Source organism: Micromonospora sp. NPDC003241, assembly GCF_053589795.1.
On record NZ_JBSFSO010000018.1, the window covers coordinates 37,043 to 64,041 of the forward strand.

Annotated in this window: 23 protein-coding genes; 8 read left to right on the forward strand and 15 right to left on the reverse strand. The window is 71.7% G+C overall.

Annotated features, from left to right (window positions below; all coding sequences use genetic code 11):
* Position 1: 1 nt before the first annotated feature.
* The 5 genes from pstA to ACWDVW_RS16660 form a co-directional block, all read right to left on the reverse strand.
* Complete coding sequence (gene pstA, locus ACWDVW_RS16640; RefSeq protein ID WP_396745640.1) at positions 2-916, reverse strand: phosphate ABC transporter permease PstA; 915 nt, start codon at positions 914-916, stop codon at positions 2-4.
* On the reverse strand, positions 916-1,905 hold the full coding sequence (gene pstC, locus ACWDVW_RS16645; protein ID WP_449949363.1) for a phosphate ABC transporter permease subunit PstC: 990 nt from the start codon (positions 1,903-1,905) through the stop codon (positions 916-918). The genes pstA and pstC overlap by 1 nt, the downstream gene beginning before the upstream one ends.
* 85 nt (positions 1,906-1,990) lie before the next feature.
* Positions 1,991-3,067, reverse strand: a complete 1,077-nt coding sequence (gene pstS / locus ACWDVW_RS16650; protein ID WP_449949366.1) for a phosphate ABC transporter substrate-binding protein PstS — start codon at positions 3,065-3,067, stop codon at positions 1,991-1,993.
* Between the two features lie 214 nt (positions 3,068-3,281).
* Positions 3,282-3,926, reverse strand: coding sequence for a phosphate signaling complex protein PhoU (gene phoU, locus ACWDVW_RS16655; RefSeq protein WP_396745631.1), 645 nt, complete (start codon positions 3,924-3,926; stop codon positions 3,282-3,284).
* Positions 3,927-4,035: 109 nt separating this feature from the next.
* Positions 4,036-5,397: an MGH1-like glycoside hydrolase domain-containing protein gene (locus tag ACWDVW_RS16660; RefSeq protein ID WP_449949370.1), complete on the reverse strand. Its 1,362-nt coding sequence runs from the start codon at positions 5,395-5,397 to the stop codon at positions 4,036-4,038.
* Positions 5,398-5,501: 104 nt separating this feature from the next.
* On the opposite strand from ACWDVW_RS16660, the gene ACWDVW_RS16665 reads away from it, so the two are divergent.
* On the forward strand, positions 5,502-6,104 hold the full coding sequence (locus tag ACWDVW_RS16665; RefSeq protein ID WP_449949373.1) for a class I SAM-dependent methyltransferase: 603 nt from the start codon (positions 5,502-5,504) through the stop codon (positions 6,102-6,104).
* A gap of 23 nt (positions 6,105-6,127) precedes the next feature.
* On the forward strand, positions 6,128-6,742 hold the full coding sequence (locus ACWDVW_RS16670) for a class I SAM-dependent methyltransferase (protein ID WP_449949376.1): 615 nt from the start codon (positions 6,128-6,130) through the stop codon (positions 6,740-6,742).
* A gap of 159 nt (positions 6,743-6,901) precedes the next feature.
* Here ACWDVW_RS16670 and ACWDVW_RS16675 read toward each other — a convergent pair whose 3' ends face one another.
* From ACWDVW_RS16675 to eccB, 3 genes are all read right to left on the reverse strand, one after another.
* Complete coding sequence (locus ACWDVW_RS16675; protein WP_449949379.1) at positions 6,902-8,107, reverse strand: helix-turn-helix domain-containing protein; 1,206 nt, start codon at positions 8,105-8,107, stop codon at positions 6,902-6,904.
* Positions 8,108-8,366: 259 nt separating this feature from the next.
* Positions 8,367-9,581 (reverse strand): helix-turn-helix transcriptional regulator, encoded by a 1,215-nt coding sequence (locus ACWDVW_RS16680; protein WP_449949382.1) that lies wholly within the window; start codon positions 9,579-9,581, stop codon positions 8,367-8,369.
* Positions 9,582-9,712: 131 nt separating this feature from the next.
* Positions 9,713-11,086 carry a type VII secretion protein EccB gene (gene eccB / locus ACWDVW_RS16685; RefSeq protein ID WP_449949385.1) on the reverse strand — a complete coding sequence of 458 codons (1,374 nt, stop codon included), beginning with the start codon at positions 11,084-11,086 and terminating at the stop codon, positions 9,713-9,715.
* A gap of 104 nt (positions 11,087-11,190) precedes the next feature.
* Here eccB and ACWDVW_RS16690 point away from each other — a divergent pair, with 104 nt between their 5' ends.
* Positions 11,191-11,934, forward strand: coding sequence for a spermidine synthase (locus tag ACWDVW_RS16690; protein WP_449949387.1), 744 nt, complete (start codon positions 11,191-11,193; stop codon positions 11,932-11,934).
* A 72-nt stretch (positions 11,935-12,006) separates the two neighbouring features.
* Positions 12,007-12,183: a hypothetical protein gene (locus ACWDVW_RS16695; protein WP_350694112.1), complete on the forward strand. Its 177-nt coding sequence runs from the start codon at positions 12,007-12,009 to the stop codon at positions 12,181-12,183.
* Between the two features lie 25 nt (positions 12,184-12,208).
* On the opposite strand, the gene ACWDVW_RS16700 is transcribed toward ACWDVW_RS16695, so the two are convergent.
* Positions 12,209-13,357: a fatty acid desaturase family protein gene (locus ACWDVW_RS16700; RefSeq protein WP_449949390.1), complete on the reverse strand. Its 1,149-nt coding sequence runs from the start codon at positions 13,355-13,357 to the stop codon at positions 12,209-12,211.
* Positions 13,358-13,374: 17 nt separating this feature from the next.
* Positions 13,375-14,466, reverse strand: a complete 1,092-nt coding sequence (locus ACWDVW_RS16705; protein WP_449949392.1) for a ferredoxin reductase — start codon at positions 14,464-14,466, stop codon at positions 13,375-13,377.
* Between the two features lie 84 nt (positions 14,467-14,550).
* Between ACWDVW_RS16705 and ACWDVW_RS16710 the strand changes: the two genes are divergently transcribed.
* The gene (locus ACWDVW_RS16710; RefSeq protein ID WP_449949394.1) at positions 14,551-15,786 is read left to right on the forward strand and encodes a PucR family transcriptional regulator; all 1,236 of its coding nucleotides are present in this window, start codon (positions 14,551-14,553) and stop codon (positions 15,784-15,786) included.
* A 32-nt stretch (positions 15,787-15,818) separates the two neighbouring features.
* Here the strand turns inward: ACWDVW_RS16710 and ACWDVW_RS16715 are convergent, their stop codons facing one another.
* Together ACWDVW_RS16715 and ACWDVW_RS16720 are read right to left on the reverse strand one after the other, a co-directional pair.
* Positions 15,819-17,390, reverse strand: coding sequence for a Na+/H+ antiporter (locus tag ACWDVW_RS16715; RefSeq protein ID WP_449949397.1), 1,572 nt, complete (start codon positions 17,388-17,390; stop codon positions 15,819-15,821).
* A 608-nt stretch (positions 17,391-17,998) separates the two neighbouring features.
* Positions 17,999-19,210, reverse strand: coding sequence for an epoxide hydrolase family protein (locus ACWDVW_RS16720; RefSeq protein ID WP_449949399.1), 1,212 nt, complete (start codon positions 19,208-19,210; stop codon positions 17,999-18,001).
* A gap of 63 nt (positions 19,211-19,273) precedes the next feature.
* On the opposite strand from ACWDVW_RS16720, the gene ACWDVW_RS16725 reads away from it, so the two are divergent.
* The 3 genes from ACWDVW_RS16725 (at position 19,274) to ACWDVW_RS16735 (ending at position 23,933) form a co-directional block, all read left to right on the forward strand.
* Positions 19,274-20,272 (forward strand): helix-turn-helix transcriptional regulator, encoded by a 999-nt coding sequence (locus ACWDVW_RS16725; RefSeq protein ID WP_449949402.1) that lies wholly within the window; start codon positions 19,274-19,276, stop codon positions 20,270-20,272.
* A 97-nt stretch (positions 20,273-20,369) separates the two neighbouring features.
* A complete protein-coding gene (locus ACWDVW_RS16730; RefSeq protein ID WP_449949404.1) occupies positions 20,370-21,830 on the forward strand; it encodes a PepSY-associated TM helix domain-containing protein in 1,461 nt (486 codons plus the stop codon).
* 240 nt (positions 21,831-22,070) lie between these two features.
* Positions 22,071-23,933 (forward strand): adenylyl cyclase, encoded by a 1,863-nt coding sequence (locus tag ACWDVW_RS16735; protein ID WP_449949406.1) that lies wholly within the window; start codon positions 22,071-22,073, stop codon positions 23,931-23,933.
* Between the two features lie 54 nt (positions 23,934-23,987).
* Here ACWDVW_RS16735 and ACWDVW_RS16740 read toward each other — a convergent pair whose 3' ends face one another.
* The 3 genes from ACWDVW_RS16740 to ACWDVW_RS16750 form a co-directional block, all read right to left on the reverse strand.
* Positions 23,988-24,485 (reverse strand): N-acetyltransferase family protein, encoded by a 498-nt coding sequence (locus ACWDVW_RS16740; protein ID WP_449949409.1) that lies wholly within the window; start codon positions 24,483-24,485, stop codon positions 23,988-23,990.
* A 135-nt stretch (positions 24,486-24,620) separates the two neighbouring features.
* Positions 24,621-25,805 carry a macrolide family glycosyltransferase gene (locus ACWDVW_RS16745; RefSeq protein ID WP_449949412.1) on the reverse strand — a complete coding sequence of 395 codons (1,185 nt, stop codon included), beginning with the start codon at positions 25,803-25,805 and terminating at the stop codon, positions 24,621-24,623.
* Between the two features lie 17 nt (positions 25,806-25,822).
* Complete coding sequence (locus ACWDVW_RS16750; RefSeq protein ID WP_449949415.1) at positions 25,823-26,998, reverse strand: acyl-CoA dehydrogenase family protein; 1,176 nt, start codon at positions 26,996-26,998, stop codon at positions 25,823-25,825.
* Position 26,999 lies beyond the last annotated feature (1 nt).

The following is a 26,999-nucleotide window of genomic DNA, read 5'->3' on the forward strand; positions in this document are numbered from 1 at the left end:
GTCAGCGCTCCTTGATGGCGAACCGGCTTGCGATGAGTCGGGCGATGATCGTGAAGCCGAGCACGATCACGATGAGCGTCAGGGCGGCACCCCAGGCCCGGGACTGGGCCGCCTCGAAGGGTTGGCTGGCGTTGCGGAAGATCTGCGCGGGCAGCGCGGTGTTGGTGCCGTCGAAGAGGTTCCAGTTCGGCGCGAAGACGATGCCGGTGACGATGACGATCGGGGCGGTCTCACCGGCCGCCCGGGCGACCGCCAGCAGCGAACCGCTGGTGATGCCGGAGATCGCCGCCGGCAGCACGACGGTGAGCGTGGTACGCCACTTGCGGGCGCCCAGCGCCATGCTCGCCTGTCGCAGTTCCTCGGGCACCAGTCGGAGCATCTCCTCGCTGCTGCGGATCACCACCGGCAGCATCAGGCAGGCCAGCGCCAGCGAGCCGGCGAAACCGGTCTGCTTGCCGATCACCAGTACCCAGGCGATGTAGATGAACACGCCCATCACGATCGACGGCACGCCGGTCATCACGTCGGCCATCAACCGGATGATCCGGGCCAACGGCTTCTGCTTGCCGTACTCGTTGAGGTAGATCGCGCCGAAGACGCCGAGCGGGATGGCCATCAGGGCGGCCATGCCGGTGATGGTCAGCGTGCCGACGATCGCCGCCGACATGCCGCCGCCGTCGCGGCGGTAGGAGTTCGGGATGTCCTCGGTCAGGAAGGACAGGCTCATCACCCCGGAGCCCTTGACGATGACCTCGTAGGTCACCAGGGCCAGGGGGACGACCGCGAGCAGCACGGCGGTCCAGATGGCCACCGTGGCGAGGTGGTTGCGGAACCGCCGACGGCCGGACAGGGCCGACCGGGTGAGGTCGGGCCCGCCGGCTGCGGCCCGGGGGGCCGGAGGTGCGGTGACGGTCATTACCTGCTTCCCTTCATCCGCGCCTCGGCCCGGCGGACGACCACCTGGGCGAGCACGTTGATCAGTACCGTCATCGCGAACAACACCACACCGAGGCCGATCAGGGCGGCGGTGAAGGTGCCGGTGGACTCGCCGAACTGCTGCACGATGACCGCGGCCATGGTGTTGCCGGAGGCGAACAGGTTGGCGGTGATCTGGGTCGAACCGCCGATGACGAGGGCCACCGCGATGGTCTCCCCCATCGCCCGGCCCAGGCCGAGCATCACCGCGCCGACGATGCCGCCGAAGCTGTGCGGGAAGACCGCGCCCCGGATCATCTCCCAGCGGGTCGCGCCGAGCGCCAGGGCCGCGTCCTTGTCGGCGCGCGGGACGGTGCCGAACACCTCGCGGGTGATCGAGGTGATGATCGGCGTCACCATGATCGCCAGGATGATGCCGGCGGTCATGAAGTTGCGACCGGTGCTGACCGGGCCGAAGAGGCTGCCGAGCACCGGGACGCCGCCGACGACGTTGTGGATCCCCTGGTAGACCGGGACCAGTGCCGGCGCGACGACCAGGATGCCCCACAGGCCGAAGACCACCGACGGGACGGCGGCCAGCAGGTCGATCACGGTCACCGCCGGGGCACGCAGCCGCCGGGGCGCCAACTCGGTGAGGAACAGCGCGATGCCGATCGAGACCGGCACCGCGAACAGCAGCGCGATCAGCGACGAGACGGCGGTGCCGTACGCGAACGACAGCGCGCCGAAGATGGCGTCACCGGTCGCCGGGTTCGGGTCCCAGACCCGCTCGGTGATGAAGCGCAGCCCCATCGCGTCGAACGCCGGCCACGCCTCGGTCACGGTGGTGATGAGGATCAGCCCGAGGACGGCCAGTACGAGCAGGCCGGTGCCGAGCGTCCACCAGGAGAAGACCCGGTCACCGAGGGCGCTGGAGCCGCGTTGGGCCAGCGTCGGCCGGGGGTCGGGGGACTTGGTTGTCACGGTCATCTTCACTCCAGCTCAGGTACCCCTGGCGGGGACGGGATCGTGTCGATCCCGTCCCCGGATGGAACGCCCAGCGATCTTGATTTGCTCAGCCCTGGATCTTCTCGACCTGGGCCAGCGCCTTCTCCTTGAGCGAAGCCGGCAGCGGCGCGAAGTCGATCTCCGGAGCCAGCTCCTGGCCCTCGTTGAGCAGGTAGGTGAGGAAGCCCTTGACCAGCTCGGCCTTGGCGGCGTCGCCGTACGAGGTCTTGACGATGATGAAGGTGGGCGCGGTGATCGGGTACGAGCTGGCACCGGCGGCGTCGAGCGGGTTGTAGCTCAGGTCCGCCTCGATCGCGGCACCCTCCAGGCCGGAGGTGGTGCCCTCGATCGACGGCTCGACGAACTGGCCGTCCTTGTTCTTGATGGCGGCGAAGGTGAGCTGGGTGGCCTTGGCGTCGCTCAGGTCGACGTAGCCCACGGCGCCGTTGGTCTGCTTCACGATCTGCGCGACACCGGTGTTCTTCTCACCGCCCTGGGTGCTGGCCGGCCAGGCCACCGTGTCACCGCTGCCGAGCTTCCAGGTGGAGCCGGCGGCGGCCGCCAGGTACTTGGTGAAGTTGTTGGTGGTGCCGGAGCCGTCCGAGCGGTGCGCGACGACGATCGGCGTGCTGGGCAGCTCGACACCCGGGTTGTCGGCCTTGATGGCGGCGTCGTCCCAGGTCTTGATGTCGGTCTGGAAGATCTTGGCGAGCGTCTCCGGGCTGAGCTGGAGCTTGTCCACGCCCTGGAGGTTGTAGGAGATCGTGATCGGCGCGGCGACCGTCGGCACGTAGAGGAACGAGTCGGCGGCCACGCCGTCGGTGTCCTTCACCAGGCTGTCGGTGCCGGCGAAGTCGACCAGACCCTCACCGAACTGCTTCTTGCCGGTGCCGGATCCGGTCGCGTTGTAGGTGACCGTGACGTTGGAGGCAACGCCCTTGAACTCTTCGATGACCTCTTGGTAATACGCGTCCGGGAAGCTCGCGCCGGAGGCGTTCAACGCGCCGGACAGGTTCGCGTAGGCGCTGTCGCCGCCGCTACCGCCCGGCTCCGTGCTGTTGTCATTGCTACCACAGCCGGTAAGCGCGAGCGCGGCAAGCGCGACGCCGGCGAGGACGCGCCGCGAAAGCACGTTGCGGTTCACCAGGTAAGCCTCTCTATCGGGGTGCATCAGCCCGTCCGGGCCGTACGCGAGTCAAGGTAGGAGGCCCAGGTAGCCGGACTCCCGGACCCAGGTGAACGAAAAGTGAACTTGGCGGCTCGACCGGTGGCCGGACCGGAGTCGGGATGTGACGTTCCGGGGGCGGCGTGCCGGATGCCCGGAATGGGACCCCCGACCAGAGCGGGATGGGACCCGGTCAGAGCCGGATCGTGCCCGTCGTCAGGTAGACCACCTGCCGCGCCACGTTGACCGCCTGGTCGGCGTACCGCTCGTAGTAGCGGCCGACCAGCGCCAGGTCGATGGCGGACTCCACCCCGTACGGCCAGCCGGCCACGAGCTGCGACAGCAACCGCTCCTGGGCGGCGTCGACCTCGTCGTCGTCGAGCCCGAGCTGCATCGCGGCCAACCGGTCGCGGGTGGCGAGCACGACGGCGGTCTTGTCGGCGATCCGGGCCGCCGCGTCGGCCATCTCGGTCATCACCGGGACCGCCGGTTCCGGGACCACACCCACCGGATAACGCATCAGGACCACCTTGGCGACGTGCACCGCGAGGTCGCCCATCCGCTCCAGGGCGCCGGCGATCCGCAGGGCACACACCACCAGCCGCAGGTCGGAGGCGACCGGCTGGTGCCGGACCAGCACCTGCGGGATCATCGCCTCGACCTCGGCCCGCCGCTGGTCGAGGACCGCGTCGGCGGCGATCACCGTGTCGGCGGCGCCCCGGTCGACGTCGAGCAGGGCGGTGCTGGCGCCCCGGATCGCCGCGCTGGCGTCCCGACTCATCGCGGCCAGCACGCCGGTGAGTCGGTCGAGCTGCTCGTCGTAGCTGTCCCGGCTCATCGCGCCCCTCCGTCCGTCCAGGCCGTCCCACCGCCGGTGGCTCGTCACCGCCGCGCCGGGGCCGGGCCCGGCCCGCAAAGCTACCCGCCGCGCGCATCCCCGGCGGCGGTCAGTCGGCCAGCACGTCCAGCAACAACGCCGCCGTCCACCCGAAACCCGCCGAGCCGAGACCGGCACCGGTCTCCGGGTGAAAGTACTCGTGACACCCGGCGGTCTCGACCAGCTCGATCATCGACGCCCGCAGGCCGGCCGCGAGCCGGTCCTGCCCGTGCGCCAGCAGACCCTGCCGCACCAGCCAGTTCACGTTCATCCAGCTCGGACCGCGCCAGTAGCGCAGCGGTTCGAAGTCGGTCGCGGTGCGGTCGTGGCTGGGCAGCGGTCGATCCATCCGGACGGCCAGACCGAAGCGCGCCGAGGTCGCCTCGGCCAGCACCGCCTCGACCTGCCGCGCCGGCAGGTCGGGCAGGATCAGCGGGGCCAGCCCGAGCACCGTACGGGCCGGGGTCAACCGGCCGGTGCGCAGGTCACGGGGGCGGAACGTGCCGGTGACCGGGTCGTACAGCCGGTCCACCACGGCTGCGGTGATCCGCGCCGCGTTCTCCCGGTGCGGCCCCGGGTCGGCGTCGACCTCCCCGGCGATCCGGGCCAACGCGTGCTCGGCGACGCCCATCGCGGCGTTGAACAGCGGACACTCCACCAGGAACGGATGCCGGTCGGCCAGCCCCTCGTCCCGGTAACCCGCCGCGCGGTAGGCGGTGACGACGGCGACGTACCGCGCGTAGTCCAGGTCGGTGGGCCGGTGCGCGGCGGCGGCGTGCACGATGTCGCGTCGCCGGTACGCCCGCAGGACCGACTCCTCGGCGGGCACCGCGGCCAGCGGGTCGTCCCAGGCCGGGCTGTTGTCCAGGCCGGACTCCCACGGGTGCACGACGGCGGCCAGCCCGGCACCACCGACGTCCCGGTGGGTGGCGAGATAGCGCTGCTGCGCCACCAGCCGGGGATAGAGCCGACGCAACGCGTCCCGGGCCTGCGGCGAGGGCGCCCGTTGGTAGGCGTGCCAGGCGGCCAGCGCGTGCACCGGCGGCTGGACCAGGCCCGAGGTGGCCACCGCGGGCGCGCCCTCGACCTCGGTCGAGGCCCAGAACAGCGGCCCCGGGAAGTACGCGGTGGCCGGCACCGCCGGATTGAACACGATGTGCGGCACCCGACCGTCGCGCCACTGGGCGGCGAACAGGCTGGACAACTCCGACCAGGCCCGCTCGGGATGGACGTGGGCCCAGCCGATCGCGATGAACGCCGAGTCCCAACTCCACTGGTGCGGATAGAGGGTGCGCGACGGGACGGTGTGGTCGTGCTCCCAGTTCCCGTCCAGAGTGGCCCGCGCCGCCTGCCACAGCCGGGCGTACCGCCCGTCGGCCGGGCGGGCCGCCGCCGGGCTCGGTTCGGCCGACGGAACTGTCCGGTTAACCATGTGTCACATCCAGGTAGCGCTACGTCCTCGCTAGGCTAGACGATCGTGGCATCAGTCACCGCGCACGGGGGCCCGCGAACAATTCGACGCGAAGGAGCCCATCGATGCAGCAGGGTCCCACGGGAACCGAGGGCGAGGACTATACTCACCGGTTGCAGCAGCTCAGTGGCGCACGGTGGAAGACACTCCTGGACGTGCAGGCGCCGTACCGGTGGAACCTGCGGCGACTCGGCCTCGGCCGTACCCTCGACGTCGGGTCCGGGTTGGGCCGCAACCTGGTGAATCTGGGGGCCGGAGCGGTCGGCGTGGACCACAACCCGACCTCGGTGGCGCACACCCGCTCGCGAGGGCTGGAGGCGTACACCACGGAGGAGTTCTTCCGCAGCGAGCACGCGCGTCCAGACGCGTTCGACTCCGTGCTCGCCGCGCATCTGCTCGAACACATGCCAGCCGAGCAGGCCCGCGAGGTGGTCGCGTCGTACCTGCCGTTCGTCCGCTCCGGCGGCCGGGCCGTCTTCATCACCCCGCAGGAGCGCGGGTACGACAGCGACGCGTCGCACGTCCGGTTCGTCGGCTTCGCCGAGGCGGCCGAAACCTGCCGGGAGCTCGGGCTGACGATGCTGCGGCAGTACTCCTTCCCGTTCCCCCGGATCGCGGGGCGGGCGTTCACGTACAACGAGTTCGTGACCGTCGCCCGGCTGCCCTGAGGCCGCCGGATACCGTGGGGCGCATGGGCAACCCGACCCGGTGGGCCACCGAGACCGGCCCCGAGCACTCCCAGTGGTACGTCGACCGGTTCCGCCGCATGGCGGCCGACGGGGTCGACCTGGCCGGGGAGGCCCGGTTGCTGGACACGCTGGTGCCGCCGGGCTCCCGGATCCTCGACGCCGGCTGCGGCACCGGTCGGGTCGGTGCCGAGCTCGCCGCCCGGGGCCACACCGTGGTCGGTGTGGACGCCGACCCGGTCCTGGTGGACGCGGCCCGCGCCGACCACCCGGGGCCGCGTTGGCTGGTCGCCGACCTGGCCGAGCTGGACCTGGCGGCGGCCGGTGAACCCGAGCCGTTCGACGCGGCCGTGCTGGCCGGCAACGTGATGGCCTTCGTGGCGGCCGGCACCGAGGGCGCGGTACTCCGGCGCGTCGCCGCGCACCTGCGCCCGGACGGGGTGGCGGCGGTGGGCTTCGGCACCGACCGGGGCTATCCGCTGACCGACTTCGACGCCGACGTGGTCGCCGCCGGACTGCGCCTCGATCACCGCTTCGCCACCTGGGACCTGCGCCCGTGGCACGACGACGCCGACTTCGCCGTCACCATCCTGCGCCGCCCCGCCACCGCATCCGCCTGATCGCGTCGAGAACGTCGCGAGCGGCGGCGGCCACCGCGCAGTCCGGTATGCGGCAGACAGGACACGTGCCGCCGACTGTCGGCTGGTGGTCGCGCAGGGTCCACCGCGCGGTAAGGGCGAGCCGGTTGAGGATCTGGGCCAAGGACAGGAACGGTGCCGTCATACTCCGGACACCCTGAGGGCGACGGCGAGTTGCACGACTGTCGTCGGAGTATCCGGGCTACGGATGAGCTGGGCGAGCACATCACGAGCAGCGGGTCGGTGGCGCACCTCAGCGGGGGCGGTGCGCTCGGCCTCCAGCACGATCCGAGCGGCGCTGACCGGGTCGCCCACCTGAAGATGGGCGCGGGCAGCGTCGATCAGGTACGCGGCACGGTGCTCGACGGGCAGCCACCGCCACCCCTCGCCGCTGACCACCCGATGATGCCAGACCACCGCGTCGCCTCCGTCGCCGCATGCGACCGCTGCCAACATCCGGGCGGCGGCCACGGCGGCGGGTCCGAACGCGGTCCGATAGTGGTCGCGACCTTCACCCACTCGCGCGGCCAGATCAGCAGCCTCGCCGAGCAGGGCGCGGGCAGTTCCCTCGTCGCCGTGCCCGGCCGCCGCGAGGGCGGCCTGCACGAGCAGTGTTCCGCACAACGACAGGCACGCCGGAGATTCACCGTCGAGGTCCGGCGGTGCGATGCGGTACGCGGCGGACCGGCTGGTCGATGCCGCCAGCCGCGCCCGTCCGGTGGACCGAAGTACCTGCACCAGTTGCACCGCTGCGGCGGCCACCAACACCGGATCACCCACGGCGACGGCCATCGCCCGATCGGCCGCCAACCACGCCAACTCGCCTTCGTCGAGCTTCACCAGCAGCGACGCGGTCACCCGATACGCCTCCACCAGCGGCCCCCGGCCCGTGCTCGGATCGAGGGCGTGGCCGCGCTGCGCTGCGGTCAGAAGCTCCGGCAATGTACGGATCAGGTCCGGGTACCGAGCGTACTGGTAGGTGGTCCACGCATGCTCCACCGTCCGGGCCACCTGAGCCGTCGACGACGCGTCCCGACCCGAGGCTCGCCGCCCCAGGACGACGTCGTACGTCGACAACGTCTCCCGGATCCGCTCCACACCCTCCGGCCGTCCGCTGGCCCCATCGGTGCGGGTGTCACGGCCGAGCAGCACAGACTGGTCGATCCCCAGCACAGCGGCGACGTCCACGATCGTGGACACCTTGTCCAACGACCTGGCACCACGCTCGACCTTGTCCACCCAGCTCTTGGACTTGCCCAGACGGTCGGCGAACACCTGCTGCGACATCCGCCGCCGACCACGCCAATACGCCACCCGCCGACCGATCGGCAACAGCTCACCACTCACGACGCGACCGATCCGGCAACGTCCGGGCCAACAACTCCCTGACCGGTGTCCGCTCCACCTCAGTTCGGACGGCCACCCGCCACACGATGTGTTGCGCCGCGACGCACGGCCCCCACCAGATCACCCGTTCGCCTCCGCTCGTCATGGACAGCGGCGAAGGGATCCCACCAGCACATACTCCCTGGAGCCACCATATGATCACGCTAAGCAGGGGGCGTCCGGGCAGGGGGTACGTGGCGTACCCGGTGACGGGCGGTACCTACAGGTCGGTCACACCGATTCGGCGTGCGAGGTCGACGGCCTCGGCGCGAATCGACGCCGGCGCCTCGCGACACAACCGGCTGACCATGTCCTGCGCTATCGGGGAGTACCGAACCGTCTCCGGCGACGTCGCCTCGGCCCGCGTGAGCAGGTGCAGGGTCGCCTCCCGTGCACCCTCCAGATCGGCCGACCGGGCCAGCTCCACATAGTGTCGGCCGCGACGCTCGGTCGATGGGATCGACGCCGGGTCCAGGGCGTGAGCCCGACGTTGAGCCTCGTCCGGGTCGCCCAGATCCACCGCGCACATGACGGCGTACACGTCGACCAACGGCCGCGACACCCTGGTCCTCAGACCCACGAAGCCGTCCGGCAACGCACGGTCGATCACCGTTCTCGCGGCATCCCAGTCCGACCATGCCCCCTGGTCGCCCGTCCGGGCGCGCGTGAGCGCCTCGTTCAGGTGCAGGTCGGCGAGCATCTCCGCCCACTCCGTCCCACCCTCGGCAACCCGAGGTGCGATCAGCTCCCGCGCATCCCGGAGCCGCTCCAAGGCCTCGTCACCACGACCGACCGAGCGCAGCAGATGCGCGGCATACCAACTCGCCTGCGCGATCGCGAGCGGATCGTCAGCGTCCAGGGCCGCAGTCATCCCGCGGTCGACGGTGAGCCAGACCAGCTCGCGGTCACCGTGCCACGCCAGGTACGCCTGCGCGAGATGGTATGCCTGCGCGAGAAGCGCAAGGCTTGCCCGTCGTTCGGCGCCGGTATGCAGCCGAGCCGCCCGTTGGGTCGCGTCGAGCAGAACGGGCAGCGCCTCGCCAACCGCAGTCCGCTGATGCCGGGACGTGTGCCAGGTCTGCCAGGCGGAGTCGACCGCGCCCCGCAGATAGTCGGTGCTCTCCGGTTCACCGTCGACCGTGATGTGCCAGGCGGTCAGAGCACGTCGAACCTCGTGAACGGCGGGATGACTGACCCGGGCGTCAAGGGAGAGCGAGACGGACGGGCCGAACAGGTCACCGAGATCCCGTACGCCGAGATGCGGGGCCAACTGTTGTGCGGCCCGCAGCGTCAACGACCGTCGCCCCTTCTCGATGAACTTCACGGTCGTCGGCGAGAGTCCACTCACACCGGCAAGGCGTTCACGGGAAAGCCCGGCAGCTCGGCGAAGTCGCTCGACGCGTTGGCCCGGGGTGGGTTGCTGCTGATCGGTCACGGAGACACCTCACCCAATAGGGGTACATCGTGTACCCCACCGTAACGCCCGAGTGTGGCCCTCGCCGTCCCCGGATGTTAGGAAGGGACCCTTCCTATGCACCAGGCGTTAGTAGGGGGCCCTTCCTTTCATCAGGGGGTGGCGGCCTGGCGGGCTGCCTCGGGGTCCAGGGGCGCTCCGGCGGGGATCAGGTCGACCATGCCTGCGGGTAGCCGGACCGGGCGTACCTCGCCGTAGCCGAGCATGGCCGCCACGGCGGCGTCGGCCAGGACGTACCGCCGACCGAGGTCGGTGACCAGGGAGATCGCCCCGCCGGTGGCGCCGGGCGCAGCGACCGATTCGACGACGGCCCCGCGCCCCGGCTCCACCAGCACCTGGTCGGCCACCTGACCGGTCGGTCGGTGCGATGCGACGGCCGGCTCCGGCAGGTCCACGCCGAGGTGCAGCTCGACCGGGCCGGTGTCGTCGCCGACCCGCGCGCAGAGCGTCGGCGCGTCGCCGGTGGCCAGCCGGGGCGGTTCCTCCGGCGGTGCGCCGGGGCCGGTCGGGGTGAGGTCGTCGAGTTGCGGCAGGGCGGCGAAACGGCCGAGGCTGACCTGGTCCGGTTCACGCTGGCCGGTGCGGGCCAGCAGCAGCGCGGCCTGCAACTCGGTGATGCCGGCCAGACCGTCGCGGAGCACCACCGCGTACTGTCGTCCGCCGCCGGGGTTGCGCACCACCATCACGTCACCGATCCGCGCACCGGCGACCCGAGCGGACCGGTCGCCGAGGCCGGGCATCTCCAGCGGCTTCAGGTCCACGCCGGCCGGGACGGCGTTGAGCAGGGCCGCGGCGACCGGCACCGCCCGCGCCCGGGTGACCGCCAGCGCGGCCAGCACCCGGTCGGGGTCCCGGACCAGGTGTCGCCGCTGCTGCCAGAGCAGATGCAACGCGCCGTCGGGGGCGCGCAGCAGCAGGGCGTACGCGCCGAGCGGCCGACCGCCGTCGACCCCGGAACCGATCAGCAGCACCGAGCGGGGCCGCTCCTGTGCGGCCGGGGTCGCCACCGACGAGCAGACCGTCCACGGCGCGCTGGTGAGCCGCCCGGTGTCCGGCAGCGAGTCGGGCGCGTCGCCGATGCCCAGCGGTACGCCACGCGGCACCCCGTCGAGCGAGCGACGTGACACCAACACGGTTCTCGGTCGGTCCGCACCGACGATGAGCAGGGCCGAGGCGTAGTTGTGGACCGGGTGCAGCCGCTGGTCACGGTAGACGAACCGGGCACCGGACTCCTTCTCGACGATGACGGCGGCGGTGTCCCGCCACGTCGCGCCGCCGCCGGTGAACAGGCCGTAGAGGGCGAACGCGCCCAGCCCGACGACCGCCACCAGGACGCTGGCCAGGGCGGCACCGGCGAGCCGCCGCATCGGTGACTGCACCGGGTCGGTCTCGCGCATCACCAGCGCCGCCACCACCCGCTGGAGGGTGAACTGGTACGAGTGGAGCTGGTCCTGCCGCGACGGCATGCGATCTCCTCCGCGCGAGACGGTCGGCGCACAGGATATGCGCCGCGTCGATGTCGCGTGGACCGTGCGTCACCGCCCGCCGTCTTGCGCGTAGCATCCGGCCGGTGAGCGTACGTTTCGAGGAACTGGCCTGGCGTCCGACCCCGATCGGCGAGATCAGCCTGCGTCGACGCCGGGACCCCCGTCTCGACCTCGACGTGTACGAGGTCAAGCTCGACGACGAGTACCTGATGTCGAGCCTGTTCACCGCCGGTGAGGTCGCGCTGGCCGAGCTGGGGTTGGCGCCGCTGTCGGGGACCGGCCTGGACGTGGCCGTCGGTGGGCTCGGGCTCGGCTACACGGCACGGACCGTGCTGGCCGACGATCGGGTGGGCGCGCTGCTGGTGGTGGAGACGGTCGAGGACGTCATCGACTGGCACCGGCGCGAGTTGTTGCCGTTCGCCGCCGGGCTGGCCACCGATCCGCGTACCCGGCTGGCCCGGGCCGACTTCTTCGCCCGGGTGGCCGGCGGCGACGGCCTCGACCCCGACGCGCCCGGGCGTCGTTTCGACGCCGTCCTGCTGGACGTCGACCACTCCCCCGCGCACGTGCTGCACCCGAGCCACGCCGACTTCTACACCCCGGGCGGGCTGCGCCGCCTGGCGCGGCTACTGCGTCCGGGCGGGGTGTTCGCGCTCTGGTCGGACGACCCGCCCGAGCCGGGCTTCGAGGAGGTCCTCGCCGAGGTCTTCCCGACCCACCGCAGCCACGTGGTGCGCTTCCCGAACCCGCTGACCGGCGGCGAATCGGCCAACACGGTCTATGTGGCGCAGACCTCGACCGCGCCTGACCTCGCCGGGCAGGCATGAGGCCGGGCCGAACGGGGTAGCTGACCAGGCAGGCCGCCCGGATCGTCCGGGCGACCTGCTCAGGAGGTTCAGATGCGTGCCCTGCTTTGGGTGGTCGCCGTGGTGGCCGGTGTGCTCGTCCTGCTCGGGCTGCTCCTCGAAGCGGTCCGTTGGCTGCTCATCATCGGTGTCATCGCGCTCGCCGCGGTGATCGTGCTGGCTTTCGTCAAGGGCCGGCAGTCGGCCCAGAACTATCCGAGCCGCCGCTGACCGGCGGCGACGGACGCTGGCTGCGTCAGACGCCGGCGGCGACCAGTGCGGGCGTCGCCGGACGGTCGTCGGTGACGTCGGTGCGCCGGCGCCGGTTCGGCAGGGCGAGGCGGAAGACCTTGCCCCATGCGGAGAGCACCTGTCGCGGCAGGGAGCCGGTGACGTACTTCAGGCCGTACTTGTCGAACAGCGCCCGCACCTCGGGGGCGATCTCCTGGTAGCGGTTGCTGGGCAGGTCGGGGAAGAGGTGGTGCTCGATCTGGAACGACAGGTTGCCGGTCATGATGTGCATCAGCTTGCTACCGCTGATGTTGCCGGAGCCGAGCATCTGCCGCAGGTACCACTCGCCCCGCGTCTCCCCCTCGATCGAGGTCTTCTCGAAGGTCTCCACGCCCTGCGGGAAGTGCCCGCACATGATCACCGAGTGGCTCCACAGGTTGCGGACCAGGTTGGCGGTGAAGGTCGCGGCCATGGTGTGGAAGAACGACGGGCCGGACAGCAGCGGGTGGATCACGTAGTCCTTGAGCGCCTGGCGGCGGATCTTGCGGCCGACCGCGCGGAGGCGGGCCCGGAACTCCGGGCTCTTGTGCTTGCCGTCCTTGAGGTTGTTGGCCAGGTCGAGGTCGTACGCGGCGACGCCGTACTCGAAGAAGCAGGCGTTGACGAAGTTGTAGACCGGCTGACCCAGGTAGGCCGGGTGCCAGGGCTGGTCCTCGTCCACCCGCATGATGCCGTAGCCGAGGTCGTTGTCCTTGCCGACCACGTTGGTGTAGCGGTGGTGCAGCTCGTTGTGCGACTCCTTCCACTGCGAGGCCGGGGTGGCGTGGTCCCACTCCCAGCTCGTCGAGTGGATCTTCGGGTCGCGCATCCAGTCCCACTGGCCGTGCAGGACGTTGTGCCCGATCTCCATGTTCTCCAGGATCTTGGCCACCGACAGACCGGCGGTGCCGATGATCCAGGCCGGCGGGAACAGCGAGAACAGCAGCACCACCCGGCTGCCGACCTCCAGCTTGCGCTGCGTCGAGATGACCTTGCGGATGTACGCGGCGTCCCGCTCACCCCGGGAGTTGATCACCCGCTGCCGCAGGGCGTCGAGCTCCCGGCCGAGGTTCTCGATGTCCTCGGCGGTGAGGTGCGCGATCGGGTTGTTGGCCTTCTTCTGGATCACGGTCACGGCGGCGGTTCTCCGATTCAGATCTCGAGTTCGCAGGGCCCGGCCGCGGCCGACACGCAGGTCTGCACGCGTACGCCGTCGCCCGGCAGGGCGGTGGTCAGCTGTCCGTTGCGCAGGTCGCGGACAGCGCCCTGGCGAAGTGGCAGCACGCAGCCGAAGCAGATGCCCATCCGGCAGCCGGAGGGCATCAGCACGCCGGCGTTCTCACCGGCGTCGAGCAGCGGGGTGGTGCCGTCGGCCGCCACCGTCACCGACGAGGTGGTGAAGGTGACCGTGCCGCCGTCACCGGCGGTGATGATGGTGGGCCGGAAGCGTTCGGTGTGCAGGCGCTCGGCCTGCCCACGGGCGTCCCAGTGCGCCTCGGCCGCGTCGAGCAGACCGAGCGGGCCGCACGCCCAGGTGCGACGTTCCAGGTGGTCGGGGACGAGGGTGTCGAGTTCGGCGACGTCCAGCAGTCCCTCGACGGAGGTGTGGCGCTCCACCAGCCGGAGGGCGCCGCGCGCGGCGAGGGCGCGCAGTTCCGGGCCGAAGACCACGTCGTCGGCGGTCGGCGCGGAGTGGACCAGCACCACGTCGCTGCCGTCCAGCGCGCCGGAGCGCAACATCCCGGCGACCGGGGTGATGCCGCTGCCGGCGGTGAGGAACAGCACCCGCTCCGGCGCCGGCGAGGGCAGCACGAAGTCGCCGCGCGCCTGGTCGAGCTGCACCAGCGTGCCGGGGCGTACCCGCCGCACCAGGTGGTTGCTGACCACGCCGTCGGGGATCGCCTTGACGGTCACCGAGATCGGGTCGGTACGGCGGCCGGGAGCCGAGGTCACCGAGTAGGCCCGCCACTGGCGTACGCCGTCGACGTCGACACCGAGGCGTACGTACTGGCCCGGGACGTGGCCACGCCAACTGCGTCCCGGCTGGATCAGCACGGTCGCCGCGTCCGCCGTCTCGGGGCGTACCTCGACGATCCGTCCGCGCAGGTCGGCGCCGGACCGCAGCGGGGCGACCAGGTCGAGGTAGTCCGCGGGGAGTACCGGTGTGGTCACCGCCTCGGCGAGTCGCCACAGACGGCGTCGAAGGGATACCTTGGCGCCCGGTCGCGGAACGGTGGCGGTCATAGGACGATGGTCGCCGTGTGCTGGGCATAAAATCTTGGCCGGCGAAGGTAAAGTGACCCATCCGTTTTGTGCGGGGAGAACAACGTGGCGGAAAACTCCGGCACCAGCCATCGGGCGGCTCGCATCGAGTTGGACCAGCGGGTGGCCGGTGAGCTGCGCGAGCGTCTGCCGCTGGTCGCCGAACGAACCGTCACCGCGATCACGGCGGAGGTGCCCAGTTACTCCGGCACCCTGACCGGACAGATGCGGGACAAGATCGAGAACGCGGTGCAGATCGCGTTGGGCACGTTCCTGCAACTGCTCGAACGCTCCCACGGCGGCGACCCCAGCACACCGCTGGTCCCCGCGCTGGAGGCCGCGTACGCGCTGGGCAGCGGCGAGGCCCGGTCGGGTCGCAGCGTGGACGCGCTGCTGGCCGCGTACCGGATCGGCGCCCGGGTCTCCTGGCGGGAACTGGCCGCGACCACCGTGGCGATCGGGTCGCCCGCCGCCGCGGTCGCCGAGTTCGCCGAGCTGATGTTCGCCTACATCGACGAACTCTCCGCCGCCAGCGTCGCCGGGCACGCCGACGAACTGGCCAGCGTCGGGCGGGCCCGCCGACGGAACCTGGAACGGCTCACCCAGCAGTTGCTCCTCGGCGAGCCGGAGGACGTGCTGGTGCGCAGCGCGGAGCGGGCCGACTGGCCGCTGCCGCAGACGCTGACCGTCGCGCTGCTGCCGCAGACGAAACTGCGTGGCGCGCTGGCCCTGCTCGACGAGCACACGCTGGAGAGCACCGAGGAGCTGCCCGCCGGGGAGTCGGGCGCGGAGACCGCCGTGTTGCTCGTACCGGACATGCACGGCGACCGGCGACGGCAGCTCGCCCGGGTGTTGCAGGGCCGACGCGCCGTGCTCGGGCCGGCCCGCCCCTGGGCCCGGGCCTGCTCCTCCTATCACCGGGTGCTGCGGGTCAGCGCCCTGGGCATCGCGCCGCCCGACGACGGCGAGCCGGTGGACACCGAGCGTCACCTGGCCGAACTGCTGCTCAGCGCCGACCTGGAGGCCCTCGCCGACCTGCGGGCCCGGGTCCTGCAACCGCTGGCCACGCTGCCTGCGGCCAGCGCCGAACGGCTCGCCGAGACGCTGCGCTCCTGGCTGCTGCACCAGGGCCGACGCGACGACGTCGCCGCCGACCTCTTCGTCCATCCGCAGACCGTGCGGTACCGGATGGGTCAGCTCCGCCAGCTCTACGGCGAGCGGCTCACCGATCCGCGCAGCCTGCTCGACCTCACCGTGGCGCTGGCGCTGCCGGCACCCACCCCGCCCGCCGCAACCACCTGAGCGGCGCGGCACGCGGCACGGTGGGTGCGCCGTCATTCCAGCGTGTGCGGCCCGAGCAGGCGGATCTCCTCGACGTCCAGCCGGGCCTGCAACTCGCGCAGCACCACGTCGTCGATCTCCCGGGCGTCGCGCATCCGGGTGATCTCGCGGCGCTTGTGGTCCAGCGCGGCCAGCCGTAGCCGACGTTCCGCCTCCTGGGCGGCGGCCGTCTCGTCCTCCGGCTCGGCCTGAGCCGCGTCGAGGTGCCCCGCGTACTCGTCCTGGATCCGCCGCAGAACGTCCGCGTCGGTGCCGATCCGCTCGGCGATGTCCGGCAGCGCGTCGAGGGTGACCTGGGTGGCGCGAACCCGGGCCTGCCGGCTCTCGTCCTCGCGTTCCGGGTCGCCGGTGAGCCCCGCCCAGGTCAGCAGGAGGGGCAGCGTGGTGCCCTGCACCAGCATGGTCAGCAGGATCACCGTGGCCACGCAGAAGATGATCAGATCTCGTTCGGGGACCTGGTCGCCGTCGATGCTCAGCGGGACGGCGAGTGCCGCCGCCAACGAGACCGCGCCCCGGAACCCGGCCCAGCCGGCGACGGTACGGATCCGCCAGTTGACCCGGCGGTTGCGCGAGGCCGCGCGATGATCCACCAACCGGGCGACGAGAGCGGTCAGGTGCAGCCAGAGCATCCGCACCACCACCAGCACCACGGCCACCACCACCGCGATGGCGAGCGCACGCGGCAGCGACACGCTGGTGACGCTGCGTACCGCCCGAGGAATCTGCATACCGACCAGGACGAACAGTCCACCGTTGATGAGGAAGGTGGTCAGGTCCCAGAACGACAACGCCAGCACCCGGGACCGGGCCCGGACCACCCGGGGACTGGCGGCGGTCAGCATCAACCCGGAGACCACCACCGCGAGTACGCCGCTCTCGTGCACGACGTCGGCGAGGAAGAACGCGGCGAACGGGGTGAGCACGCTGATCGCGCCCTCCCGCAACGGGTCGTCCAGGCGCTTGCGGATCAGGATGACCACGGTGCCGACCAGCAGACCGGCCGCGATGCCGCCGAGGAACGACAGGCCGACCCGCTCCACGAGCTCGAACACGGTCGGCGCGGCGCCGCCGCCGAGCAGCCCGAGCGCCACGGCGAACAGCACCAGGGCGGTACCGTCGTTGATCAGGCTCTCGGTGTGCAGCGTGGTGAGCAGGCGCCGGGGCATCCGCTTGGCCAGACCGGCGACGGCGGCGGCGTCGGTCGGGGCGAGCACCGCACCGAGCACCCAGGCCACCGCCGGGTCGACGCCGAAGCGCTGCGCGACCAGTGACACCACCACCATCGTGACGCCGACCAGCCCGACCGCCAGCAGCGTGATCACCACGATGTTCGCTCGGACCTCGCGCAGGCTGGTGGTCAGGCTCTCCCGGTAGAGGATGGCCGGCAGGAACAGCAGCAGCACCACCTCGGGGGGAAGGATGACGTGCGACAGCGGCGGCAGCAGCGCCAGCAGCGCGCCCATGCAGATGAGCAGCACCGGCGGCGCGACCCGATAGCGACCACCGAGGGTGGTCCCAACGAGCACGGTGACGCCCAACGTGATGATCAGCAGCAGCTCGCTCACGTCGCCCCCGTTCGTCGCCCACCACATGGTGGTACGCCGAACGGCCGCCTCGGGCGGATTCAGCCGATGGCCCGGCCCACCGATGAGATCGACGCACCGACCCTGGCCGTCGACCGGGCCAGCCCCATGCCTGATTCGTTGACCCCCACAGCGACATTCTGGCGTCGACCTTTTCGTGCCACTGAGCCTTTCCGAGGTATCGGGCGGGTTGACCTGCACCCTCCGTCACCACCGGATCGTGATCGGTGGGGCCGCACGGGCAACGGCGGCCGTCGCGGCCTGCGGGCCCTTCGACCCGGGTACCTCCTTCGGCGCCTGTCGAGCTGAACCGTTTGCGCTATCGCACCGCTGGACGCGTGCGCCGTTGCCGTTGCCGTTGGACACCTACCGCGATCCGTTTCCGCTCTCAGCTCGAAAGGGCCCGCCCTGCTGTATGTCAACCCGGCGCAGTAGCCCCCATCCGCACGGACGGGGGCTACTGCCGATCGGCTACTCCGGGCGGGAACTGCCTGGTCGGACCGCAGGCGTGAAACCCGCGAACAGCGCAGCGTGAAACCCGCGAACAGCGCAGCGTGAAACCCGCGATCAGTGCAGCGTGATCCGCGCGATCAGCGCAGCCTGCCGAAGAACGCGCGCACGTCGGCGACGAAGATGTCCGGCTGCTCCAGGGCGAAGAAGTGCCCGCCGGTGTCGTACTCGGCCCAGTGCACGACGTGGTGGTCGCGTTCGGCGAGTCGCCGGATGGTGTCGTCGCGGGATCGGGACACCAGCACCCCGGTCGGCACGGTGGACCACTCCCCCACGCCCCAGTCGCCCGCCGCGCCGTCCCCGGAGGCGTCTTTCCCGGCGGCGTCGTCGCCGTACGCGTCGTCGGACCAGCCGGCGGCGGTGATGTCCTCGTAGTAGACCTGGGCGGCGGAGCCTGCCGTGCCGGTCAGCCAGTACAGGGTGACGTTGGTCAGCAGCCGGTCCCGATCGATCACGTCGTCGAGGTGACCGTCGGCGGGCCGGTCGGTCAACCGGTGGAACATCTCCACGATCCAGGCGAGCTGGCCCACCGGCGAGTCGTGCAGCCCGTACGCGAGCGTGTGGGGTGACTTCGCCTGGATCTGGAGGTACCCGTCGTTGTAGGCGGTCAGCGCGTCCAGCCTGGCCCGCTCGACGTCGGTGAGGCCGTCGAGCTCGCCCTCGGCCCCGGAGGGGAAGGTCAGCAGCGCGTTGAGGTGCACGCCGACCACCCGTTCCGGGGCCAGCCGGCCGATCGCCGGGGCGACGTACGAGCCGGTGTCGCCGCCCTGCACCCCGTAGCGGGCGTAGCCGAGCCGATCCATCAGCTCGACCAGCGCGCCGGCCATCCGCTCGCTGCCCCAGCCCGGCCCGGACAGCGGCGCGGAGAAGCCGAAGCCGGGCAGCGACGGGATCACCAGGTGGAAGGCGTCCGCCGGGTCGCCGCCGTGCGCGCGGGGGTCGGTGAGCGGCCCGACGGTGTCCAGGAACTCCAGGAACGAGCCGGGCCAGCCGTGCAGCAGGAGCAGCGGGGTGGCGTCCGGCTCGGCTGAGCGTACGTGCAGGAAGTGCAGCCGCTGCCCGTCGACCTCAGTGAGGTGGTGCGGGAGCTTGTTCAGTTCCGCCTCGTGGGTGCGCCAGTCGTAGCGGGTACGCCAGTGCTCGGCCAGGTCCCGGAGGTGATCCACCGGTACGCCTCGGGCCCAGCCGACGTCGGGCAGCTCGGGCCAGCGGGTCGCGGCCAACCGGGCGTGCAGGTCGTCGAGCTGGGACTGCGGGACGTCCAGGCGGAACGGGACGATGTCGTCGGTCATGGGGTCGACGCTAGGAGCCGGTTAGGTCAGTTCCGGTCCTAAGCCGGTGGCATCCTCGATCATATGTCGACGCCCTCCGCACGCCTGCTCCGGTTGCTGTCGCTGCTCCAGACGTACCGCCAGTGGTCCGGCGCGGAGCTGGCGGCGCGGCTCGGGGTGACCGCGCGGACCGTGCGCCGCGACGTCGACCGGCTCCGCGAGCTGGGCTACCCGGTGCACGCCACGCAGGGCACCGGCGGCTACCGGCTCGGTGCCGGGGCGGCGCTGCCGCCGCTGCTGCTCGACGACGACGAGGCGGTGGCCGTGACGATCGGGTTGCGGACCGCCACCGCCAGCGCGGTCAGCGGCATCGGCGAGACCGCGCTGCGCGCCCTGCACAAGGTGGAGCAGGTGCTGCCGTCCCGGTTGCGGCACCGGGTCAGCGGCCTGCACCGCGCCACGGTCCGCGCCGAGGGCCCCGGCCCGACGGTCTCCCCGGACGTGTTGGTGGCCGTCTCCGACGCGTGTCACCGGCGGGAGCGGCTGCGGTTCGACTACACCAGCCATCACGGCGACCGGTCCCAACGCACCGTCGAGCCGCACGCGCTGGTGAGCTGGGGCCGGTACTGGTACCTCGTCGCCTGGGACGTCGACCGCGAGGACTGGCGCTCGTTCCGGGTCGACCGGCTGCGTCCGCGTACGCCCACCGGGCCCCGGTTCGTCGCCCGCGAGCTGCCCGACGTGGACGCGAGCGCCTACCTGGCGCGGACGCTGTCCACCGGGCCGTACCCGGTCCGCGCCACCGTCACCATGCACGCCCCCGCCGCCGTGGTGGCCGAGCGGGTCTGGCCGGGCATGGGTGCGGTGGAGGCGGTCGACGAGCGCCGCTGCCTGCTGCACCTCGGCGCGGAGACGGCCGCCGACCTGGCCTGGATGATCGCGGTGCTCGGCGTCGACTTCACCGTACCCGGCCCACCCGAGCTGGTGACGGCGCTGCGCGAACTGGGCGAGCGCTGCCACCGGGGCGTGTCGGGCGACGACCGCGAGAGTCGCGGGAACCGCGACGGCCCGGCGTCCGACTAGAGGGCAGAGCGGCGGGCAACCGGGCGACGGCAGCAACACCGACCCGAAGGGCACGGGCGCGTCCGCAGCAAGACCTTCTCATCCGATCGGAAAAGTCATGTCTCTGACCGAAGTCTCCGGCGCCTCCACACCGGACTCCACGCCCGGCCCGGGCCGACCCGCCTCCGAGCCGTCGCCCGCCCGCCCACAACGACGTCTCTCGCCGCTGGCCGCGCTCCTGGTTCGCCTGCACTTCTACGCGGGCGTGCTGGTCGCGCCGTTCCTGGTCGTCGCCGCCCTGACCGGTCTGGCGTACACCGTCACCCCGCAACTGGACCGGATCCTCTACGGCGACGAGCTGACCGTCGCCGCGGTCGGCGACCAGCCGAGGCCGCTGGCCGAGCAGATCACCGCCGCGCGGGCCGCCCACCCGGACGGCAGCCTGTTCGGCGTCTCCCCGGGCAGCGGTGAGAACACCACCCGGGTGGTGTTCGCGCTGCCCGAACTGGGCGACAGGCAGCACACCGTCTACGTCGACCCGTACACCGCGCAGGTGCGGGGGCAGTTGACCACCTGGTTCGGGTCCACGCCGGCCACCACCTGGCTGGACGACCTGCACCGCAACCTGCACCTCGGCGACCTCGGACGGCACTATTCCGAGATCGCCGCGAGCTGGCTGTGGGTGCTGGCGCTGGGCGGGATCGCCCTGTGGTGGCGTCGGCGCGGCGGACGCGGCCGGGCCAAGCACCTGCTGGTGCCGGACCTCGCCGCCGGTAAGGGCGTCCGGCGCACCCGAAGCTGGCACGCCACCGTCGGCGTCTGGCTCGCGGTGGGTCTGCTCGTGCTCTCCGCCACCGGGCTGACCTGGTCCCGGTTCGCCGGCGGGAACTTCGCCGCCGGCCTGGACGCGCTGGACGCCTCCCGTCCCGCGCTGTCGACCGGCCTGACCGACGTACCGGCCGACTCCGGCGGCGAGCACCACCACGGCGGGGCGCCCACCGAGGCGTCCGACATGGCCGCCTTCGACCGGGTGGAAGCCGCCGCTCGCACGGCCGGTCTGGACGGGCCGATCGCAATCACCCCGGGCGGGCCGGGCAGCGCCTGGACGGTCGCCCAATCCGACAACACCTGGCCGGTGAACCTGGACCAGGTGGCCGTCGACCCGGCCGACGGTACGGTGACCGCCCGCCTCGACTTCGCCGACTGGCCGCTGTTGGCGCAGGTGAGCGCGCTCGGCGTACAGGCGCACATGGGTCTGCTCTTCGGTGTGGTCAACCAGGTGCTGCTCGCCGCGCTCGCCGTCGGCCTGCTCTGTGTCATCGTCTGGGGCTACCGGATGTGGTGGCAGCGCCGCCCCACCCGCACCGACCGGCGGGCGTTCGCCGGGGCGCCACCCGCCCGGGGCGGTCTGCGCGGGCTGCCGCTGTGGGTGCTGCTGGTCGGCGTACCGGTCACCGTCGCGGCGGGCTGGGCGCTGCCGTGGTTCGGTGTCCCGCTGCTCGGCTTCCTGGTCGTCGACACCGTCCTGGGGCTGGCCGCCCGGCGGCGCGGCCGGACCGCGTCACCCGTCACGCGGTGAGCTGTGCCGTCCCGGCCGGGGAATCCGGCCGGGACGGCACCCGGCGGGCCCACGTGGTGGACGCCCACGGAAATCGATGCGTCCCGACCATGGCGCCCGACGCGGTTACGGGGTAGAAACATCTCAACCCCTGATTCTTCACACCGTGATACAAGTCCGTCCCGCTGAGAGAGCGCTCTCACGGGGTCCACCGCGTCGTCGGGCCGGAGATCGCGCCGCCCCGACGGGAAGGACGAACGAATGCCGACTCGACCACACCGCCGGCGGCTCGGTCGCGCGCTGGCCTTCGGCCTCGTGCTGACCACCGCCGCCGTCACCATCACCACCCCGGCCGGCGCGGGCCCGCCCCGACCGGTCACCCCGAACTTCGGGCCGAACGTCACGATCTTCGACCCGAGCATGCCGGTCAGCCGGATCCAGGCCACCCTCGACGCGGCCCACACCGCCCAGGTCGACAACGAGATGGGCACCACCCGGCACGCGTACCTGTTCCGGCCGGGTAGCTACGGCACCGCGGCCCAGCCGCTCCAGATCAAGGTCGGCTACTACACCGAGATCTCCGGGCTGGGCGCCTCCCCCACCGACGTGGTCATCAACGGCAAGATCGAGGCGTACAACCGGTGCCTGACCGAGGGGGGCACCGGCAACTGCATCGCGCTGGTGAACTTCTGGCGCACGCTGTCCAACCTGTCGCTGCGCATCAACGCCGCCGGCCAGGACGACTGCCGCGCCACGGCCAACTTCTGGGCGGTCTCCCAGGCGGTGTCGATGCGGCGGCTGGACATCAGCGGCGGTGGACTGTCGCTGATGGACTACTGCACCAACGGGCCGCAGTACGCCAGCGGCGGCTTCATCGCCGACTCCCGGCTGCCGGCCACCACCAACGGCTCGCAGCAGCAGTGGCTGACCCGCAACAGCGAGGTCGAGAGCTGGTCCAACGGGGTGTGGAACCAGGTCTTCTCCGGTGTGGTGGGCGCGCCCGACGACGCCGGATTCCCCGACCCGCCGTACACCACCCTGGACACCACGCCGGTCAGCCGGGAGAAGCCGTACCTGTTCGTCGACGCCAAGGGCAAGTACCAGGTCCGGGTGCCCGCCGCCCGCCGCGACACCCGGGGCATCACCTGGGCCAACGGGCTGACGCCGGGACGCACCATCCCGATCGGTGACTTCTTCGTCGCCAAGCCGTCCGACTCGGTGCAGACGATCAACTCGCAGCTCGCCCGGGGCAAGCACCTGCTGCTCACCCCCGGCGTCTACGACGTGGCCCGCAGCATCGAGGTGCGCCGTCCCGACACGGTCGTGCTCGGCATCGGGCACGCCACGCTCACCGCCGTGAAGGGAGCCGTACCGCTCGACGTCGCCGGGGTGCCCGGCGTGGTCGTCGCCGGAGTCACCATCGACGCCGGCCTCACCGAGTCGCCGGTGCTGCTGCGGGTCGGCCGCAAGCACGGCCGCGACCACAGCACGCCGAAGAACCCGACCACGCTCTCCGACGTGTACTTCCGCATCGGCGGGCCGCACATCGGCAAGACCGACACCGCGCTGGAGGTCAACAGCGACCACGTCCTGATCGACCACACCTGGGTGTGGCGGGGGGACCACGGTGTCGAGGGCTTCACCGAGGGGGTCAACGGCGACACCGACCGCTGGCGGACCAACACCGGACGGTACGGCGCGGTCATCAACGGCGACCACGTCACCGCCACGGGACTGTTCGTGGAGCACTTCCAGCGGTACAACACCGTCTGGAACGGCGAGCACGGCACCACGGTCCTCTATCAGAACGAGCTGCCGTACGACCCGCCCACGCAGGCGGACTGGATGAACGGCACGGTCAACGGGTGGGCCGGCTACAAGGTCGCCGACCGGGTACGCCACCACACCCTGTACGGCGGCGGCGTGTACGTGTTCAACCAGAACAACCCGTCGATCCGCACCGAGAACGGGTTCGAGGTGCCGGTGCGGCCGGGGGTCCGGCTGCACCACATCATGACGGTGAACCTCAGCGCCGGCACCATCGACCACGTGGTCAACGGGGTGGGCGAGGCCGCCGACATGGAGCGCGTCGGCGCACCGGTCTATCTGCGCCAGTACCCGTAGGAGGGTGAGGAGGGGTCCCCTGCTAACGCCTGGTGCATAGCAGGGGACCCCTCCTTACATCACGACCGGGCTGCGGCGTTCGAGGAGGACGACATCGCGCCAGCGGCCGTGGTGCCGGCCCACCCGTTCCCGGGTGCCGACGACGCGGAAGCCGGCCCGCCGGTGCAGCGCCAGACTGGCGACGTTCTCCGGGAAGACGCCGGACTGGATGGTCCAGACACCGGCCGCCTCGGTCGAGGCGATCAGCCCGTCGAGCAGCAGCCGGGCCACGCCCCGCCCCTGGGCGGCCGGGTCCACGTAGACGGAGTGCTCGACCACCCCGGCGTACACCGCTCGGGTCGAGGTCGGCGACACCGCGATCCAGCCGAGCACCACGTCGTCGGCGTCCACCGCGACCAGCCGGTGTGCCGGCAGCCGACCGGCGTCGAAGGCGGCCCAGCTCGGCGCGACGGTCTCGAAACTGGCCTGCCCGCCGTCCAACCCGACCTGGTAGATCGCCAACACCCGCTCAGCGTCGCCACTGCCCATCGCCCGAAGCCCGACGTCGGCCATGAGACTCCCACTCCCCTCGTGAGGCACGCTCGCCCCGCTGATCGTGGCAGTGTGGCTGTTCGACACGCCGACACGGGACCAGCCACACCGCCACGATGAAGCACGCCCCGCCACGATGAGACGCACCCAACGGCGTCAGCGGGAGGCGAGGAAGGTCTCGACCGCGTCGGCGGCGTGCCGTACGCCGCCGTTCGCCTGCACCTCGGACCGGACCGTGTCCAGCCGACGCCGCAGCTCCGGGTCGTCGGCGACCGCGTCCACCGCCGTCCGCAGGGTCTGCGCGGTGACCTCCCCTGCCGGCAGCAGCCGACCGACCCCCGCCGCCACCAGCCGGTCCGCGTTGGCGAACTGGTCCACCGCCTGCGGGATCGCCACCGTCGGTACGCCGCACCAGAGCGCCTCGGTGCAGCCGCCCATCCCGGCGTGCGTGACGAACGCCGAGGCGTGCCCCAGCACCGCCACCTGCGGCACCCGGCGGTGCACCTCGACGTGCTCCGGCAGTGGCCCCACCGCAGCCGGGTCCACCTTGTCGCCGACCGCGAGCACCACGTGCCAGCGGGAGTCGGCGAACCCGTCCAGGCACGCGCGATAGACCGGCATCTGGTCGTTGTACGCGGTGCCGAAGGAGACCAGCAGCACCGGCCGCCCGTCGGCCGGTGGCGTCCAGCCCGGTTCGGCGAGCCGGGCGGGGTCGAGGCACGGGCCGACGAAGCGTACCCGTTGCCGCGACACCCGGTCGGCGTACGGCTGCATCACCTCGGGGATCAGCGCGAGGACGTGCGGCGGGCGGCTCAGGTAGGCGTGCCCGTCCTGCGGGACGCCGTTGTCGGCGAGCCACCGCTCCAGCGTGGCGTAGTAGTCGCGCCCGGACTCCGAGGCACGCAGGGCGGTGTAGAACTCCGCCATGTCCTCGTCGTAGCCGTCCCAGGCGACCATCGCGGGCGACAGTTGCACGGCCGGTACGCCGTACCGGGCGCCGAGCAACGGCCCCGCCAGCCCGCCGATGTCGTACAGCACGAGGTCCGGTCGGTCCTCGTCGTAGCGGGCGGTCAGTCGGGGCAGCACCGCCACGGCCTCGTCGAGGAAGACCCGCATCGCCGTACCCGGGTCCTCCGGCCAGGCGGTGTCGCCCTGCGGCAGGATCGTCGGGTGGGCGAGCGGCTCCGCGCCGGTGGACGCGACCAGTTCGGTCAGCGGTGCGCCGACGGCGTACGTGACCCGGTGGCCCCGGTCGACGAGTTCCCGGATCAGGGCCAGCGAGGGATAGACGTGGCTCGGCGCGGTGCTGCCGATCATGGCGACGTGACGGGGTGCGGGCATGCCGACGATTCTGACGATTATGCGGCCAGATGCCCGCCGATTTTCGTGTACCCGCGCAGCAGGTCGCGGGCGATGATCAGGCGCTGCATCTCGTCGGTGCCCTCGAAGATCCGGTACAGCCGCACCTGCCGGTACCAGCGTTCGATCGGCAGCTCCCGGGTGTAGCCCATGCCGCCGTGGATCTGGAGCACCCGGTCCACCACCCGGTTGACCATGCCCGCCCCGTAGAGCTTCGCCATCGAGGAGGCGTGGCGTGGGTCCAGACCCGCGTCGACCGTCCAGGCGGCACGCAGGATCAGCCACCGGGCCGCCTCCAGCTCGGTCTCCGAGTCGGCGATCATCCACTGGATGGCCTGGTTGGCGCCGATCTTCGTGCCGAAGGTCTCCCGCGTGTTGGCGTGCTCGATCGCCATCCGCAGCGCCCGCTCGGCGATGCCGACGGCGTGCGAGGGGATGGTGTAGCGCCCCTTGCCGATCCACTCCATGCCGAGGGCGAAGCCCTGGCCGATCTCGCCGAGGATGTTGCGGTGCGGCACGCGTACGTCGTCGAAGACCAGCGACGCCGGCCCACCCTCGCCCATCGTCGGGATGAACTCCGACCGCCAGCCCATCGCCCGGTCCACCAGGAACGCGGTCGCCCCGCCGTTGCGGGCACCCCGCTCGGGGTCGGTGACCGCGATGACGATGGCGAAGTCGGCGTCGTTGCCGCCGGTGATGAAGGTCTTCTCGCCGTTGAGGATCCAGTCGTCACCGTCGCGACGCGCGCGGAACCTGATGTTGGCCGCGTCCGAGCCGGCGCCCGGCTCGGTGATGGCGAAGCAGGAGAGCCGCTCCCCCTCGATGGTCGGCAGCAGGAACTCCTTCTGCTGCTCGTCGGTGGCGTGGAAGAGGATGTTGTCGGCCTCGCCACCGAACCGGAACGGCACGAACGTACGGCCGATCTCGGTCCAGATCAGCGACTGGACGACGGCGGGCAGCTCCATGCCGCCGTACCGCTGCGGCGTGGCCAGGCCCCAGAAGCCGAAGGTACGCGCCTTGAGCTGCAACTCGCGCAGTTCGGCGCGTTCCAGGCCGGGCTGGTGGGCCCGTTCCCGGCGCAGCAGCTCCTGCTCCAGCGGCATGACCTCGCGGGTGATGAAGTCGCGGGCGGTGTCGCGGATGGCCCGTTCCTCGTCGGACAGTCCGAAGTCCATG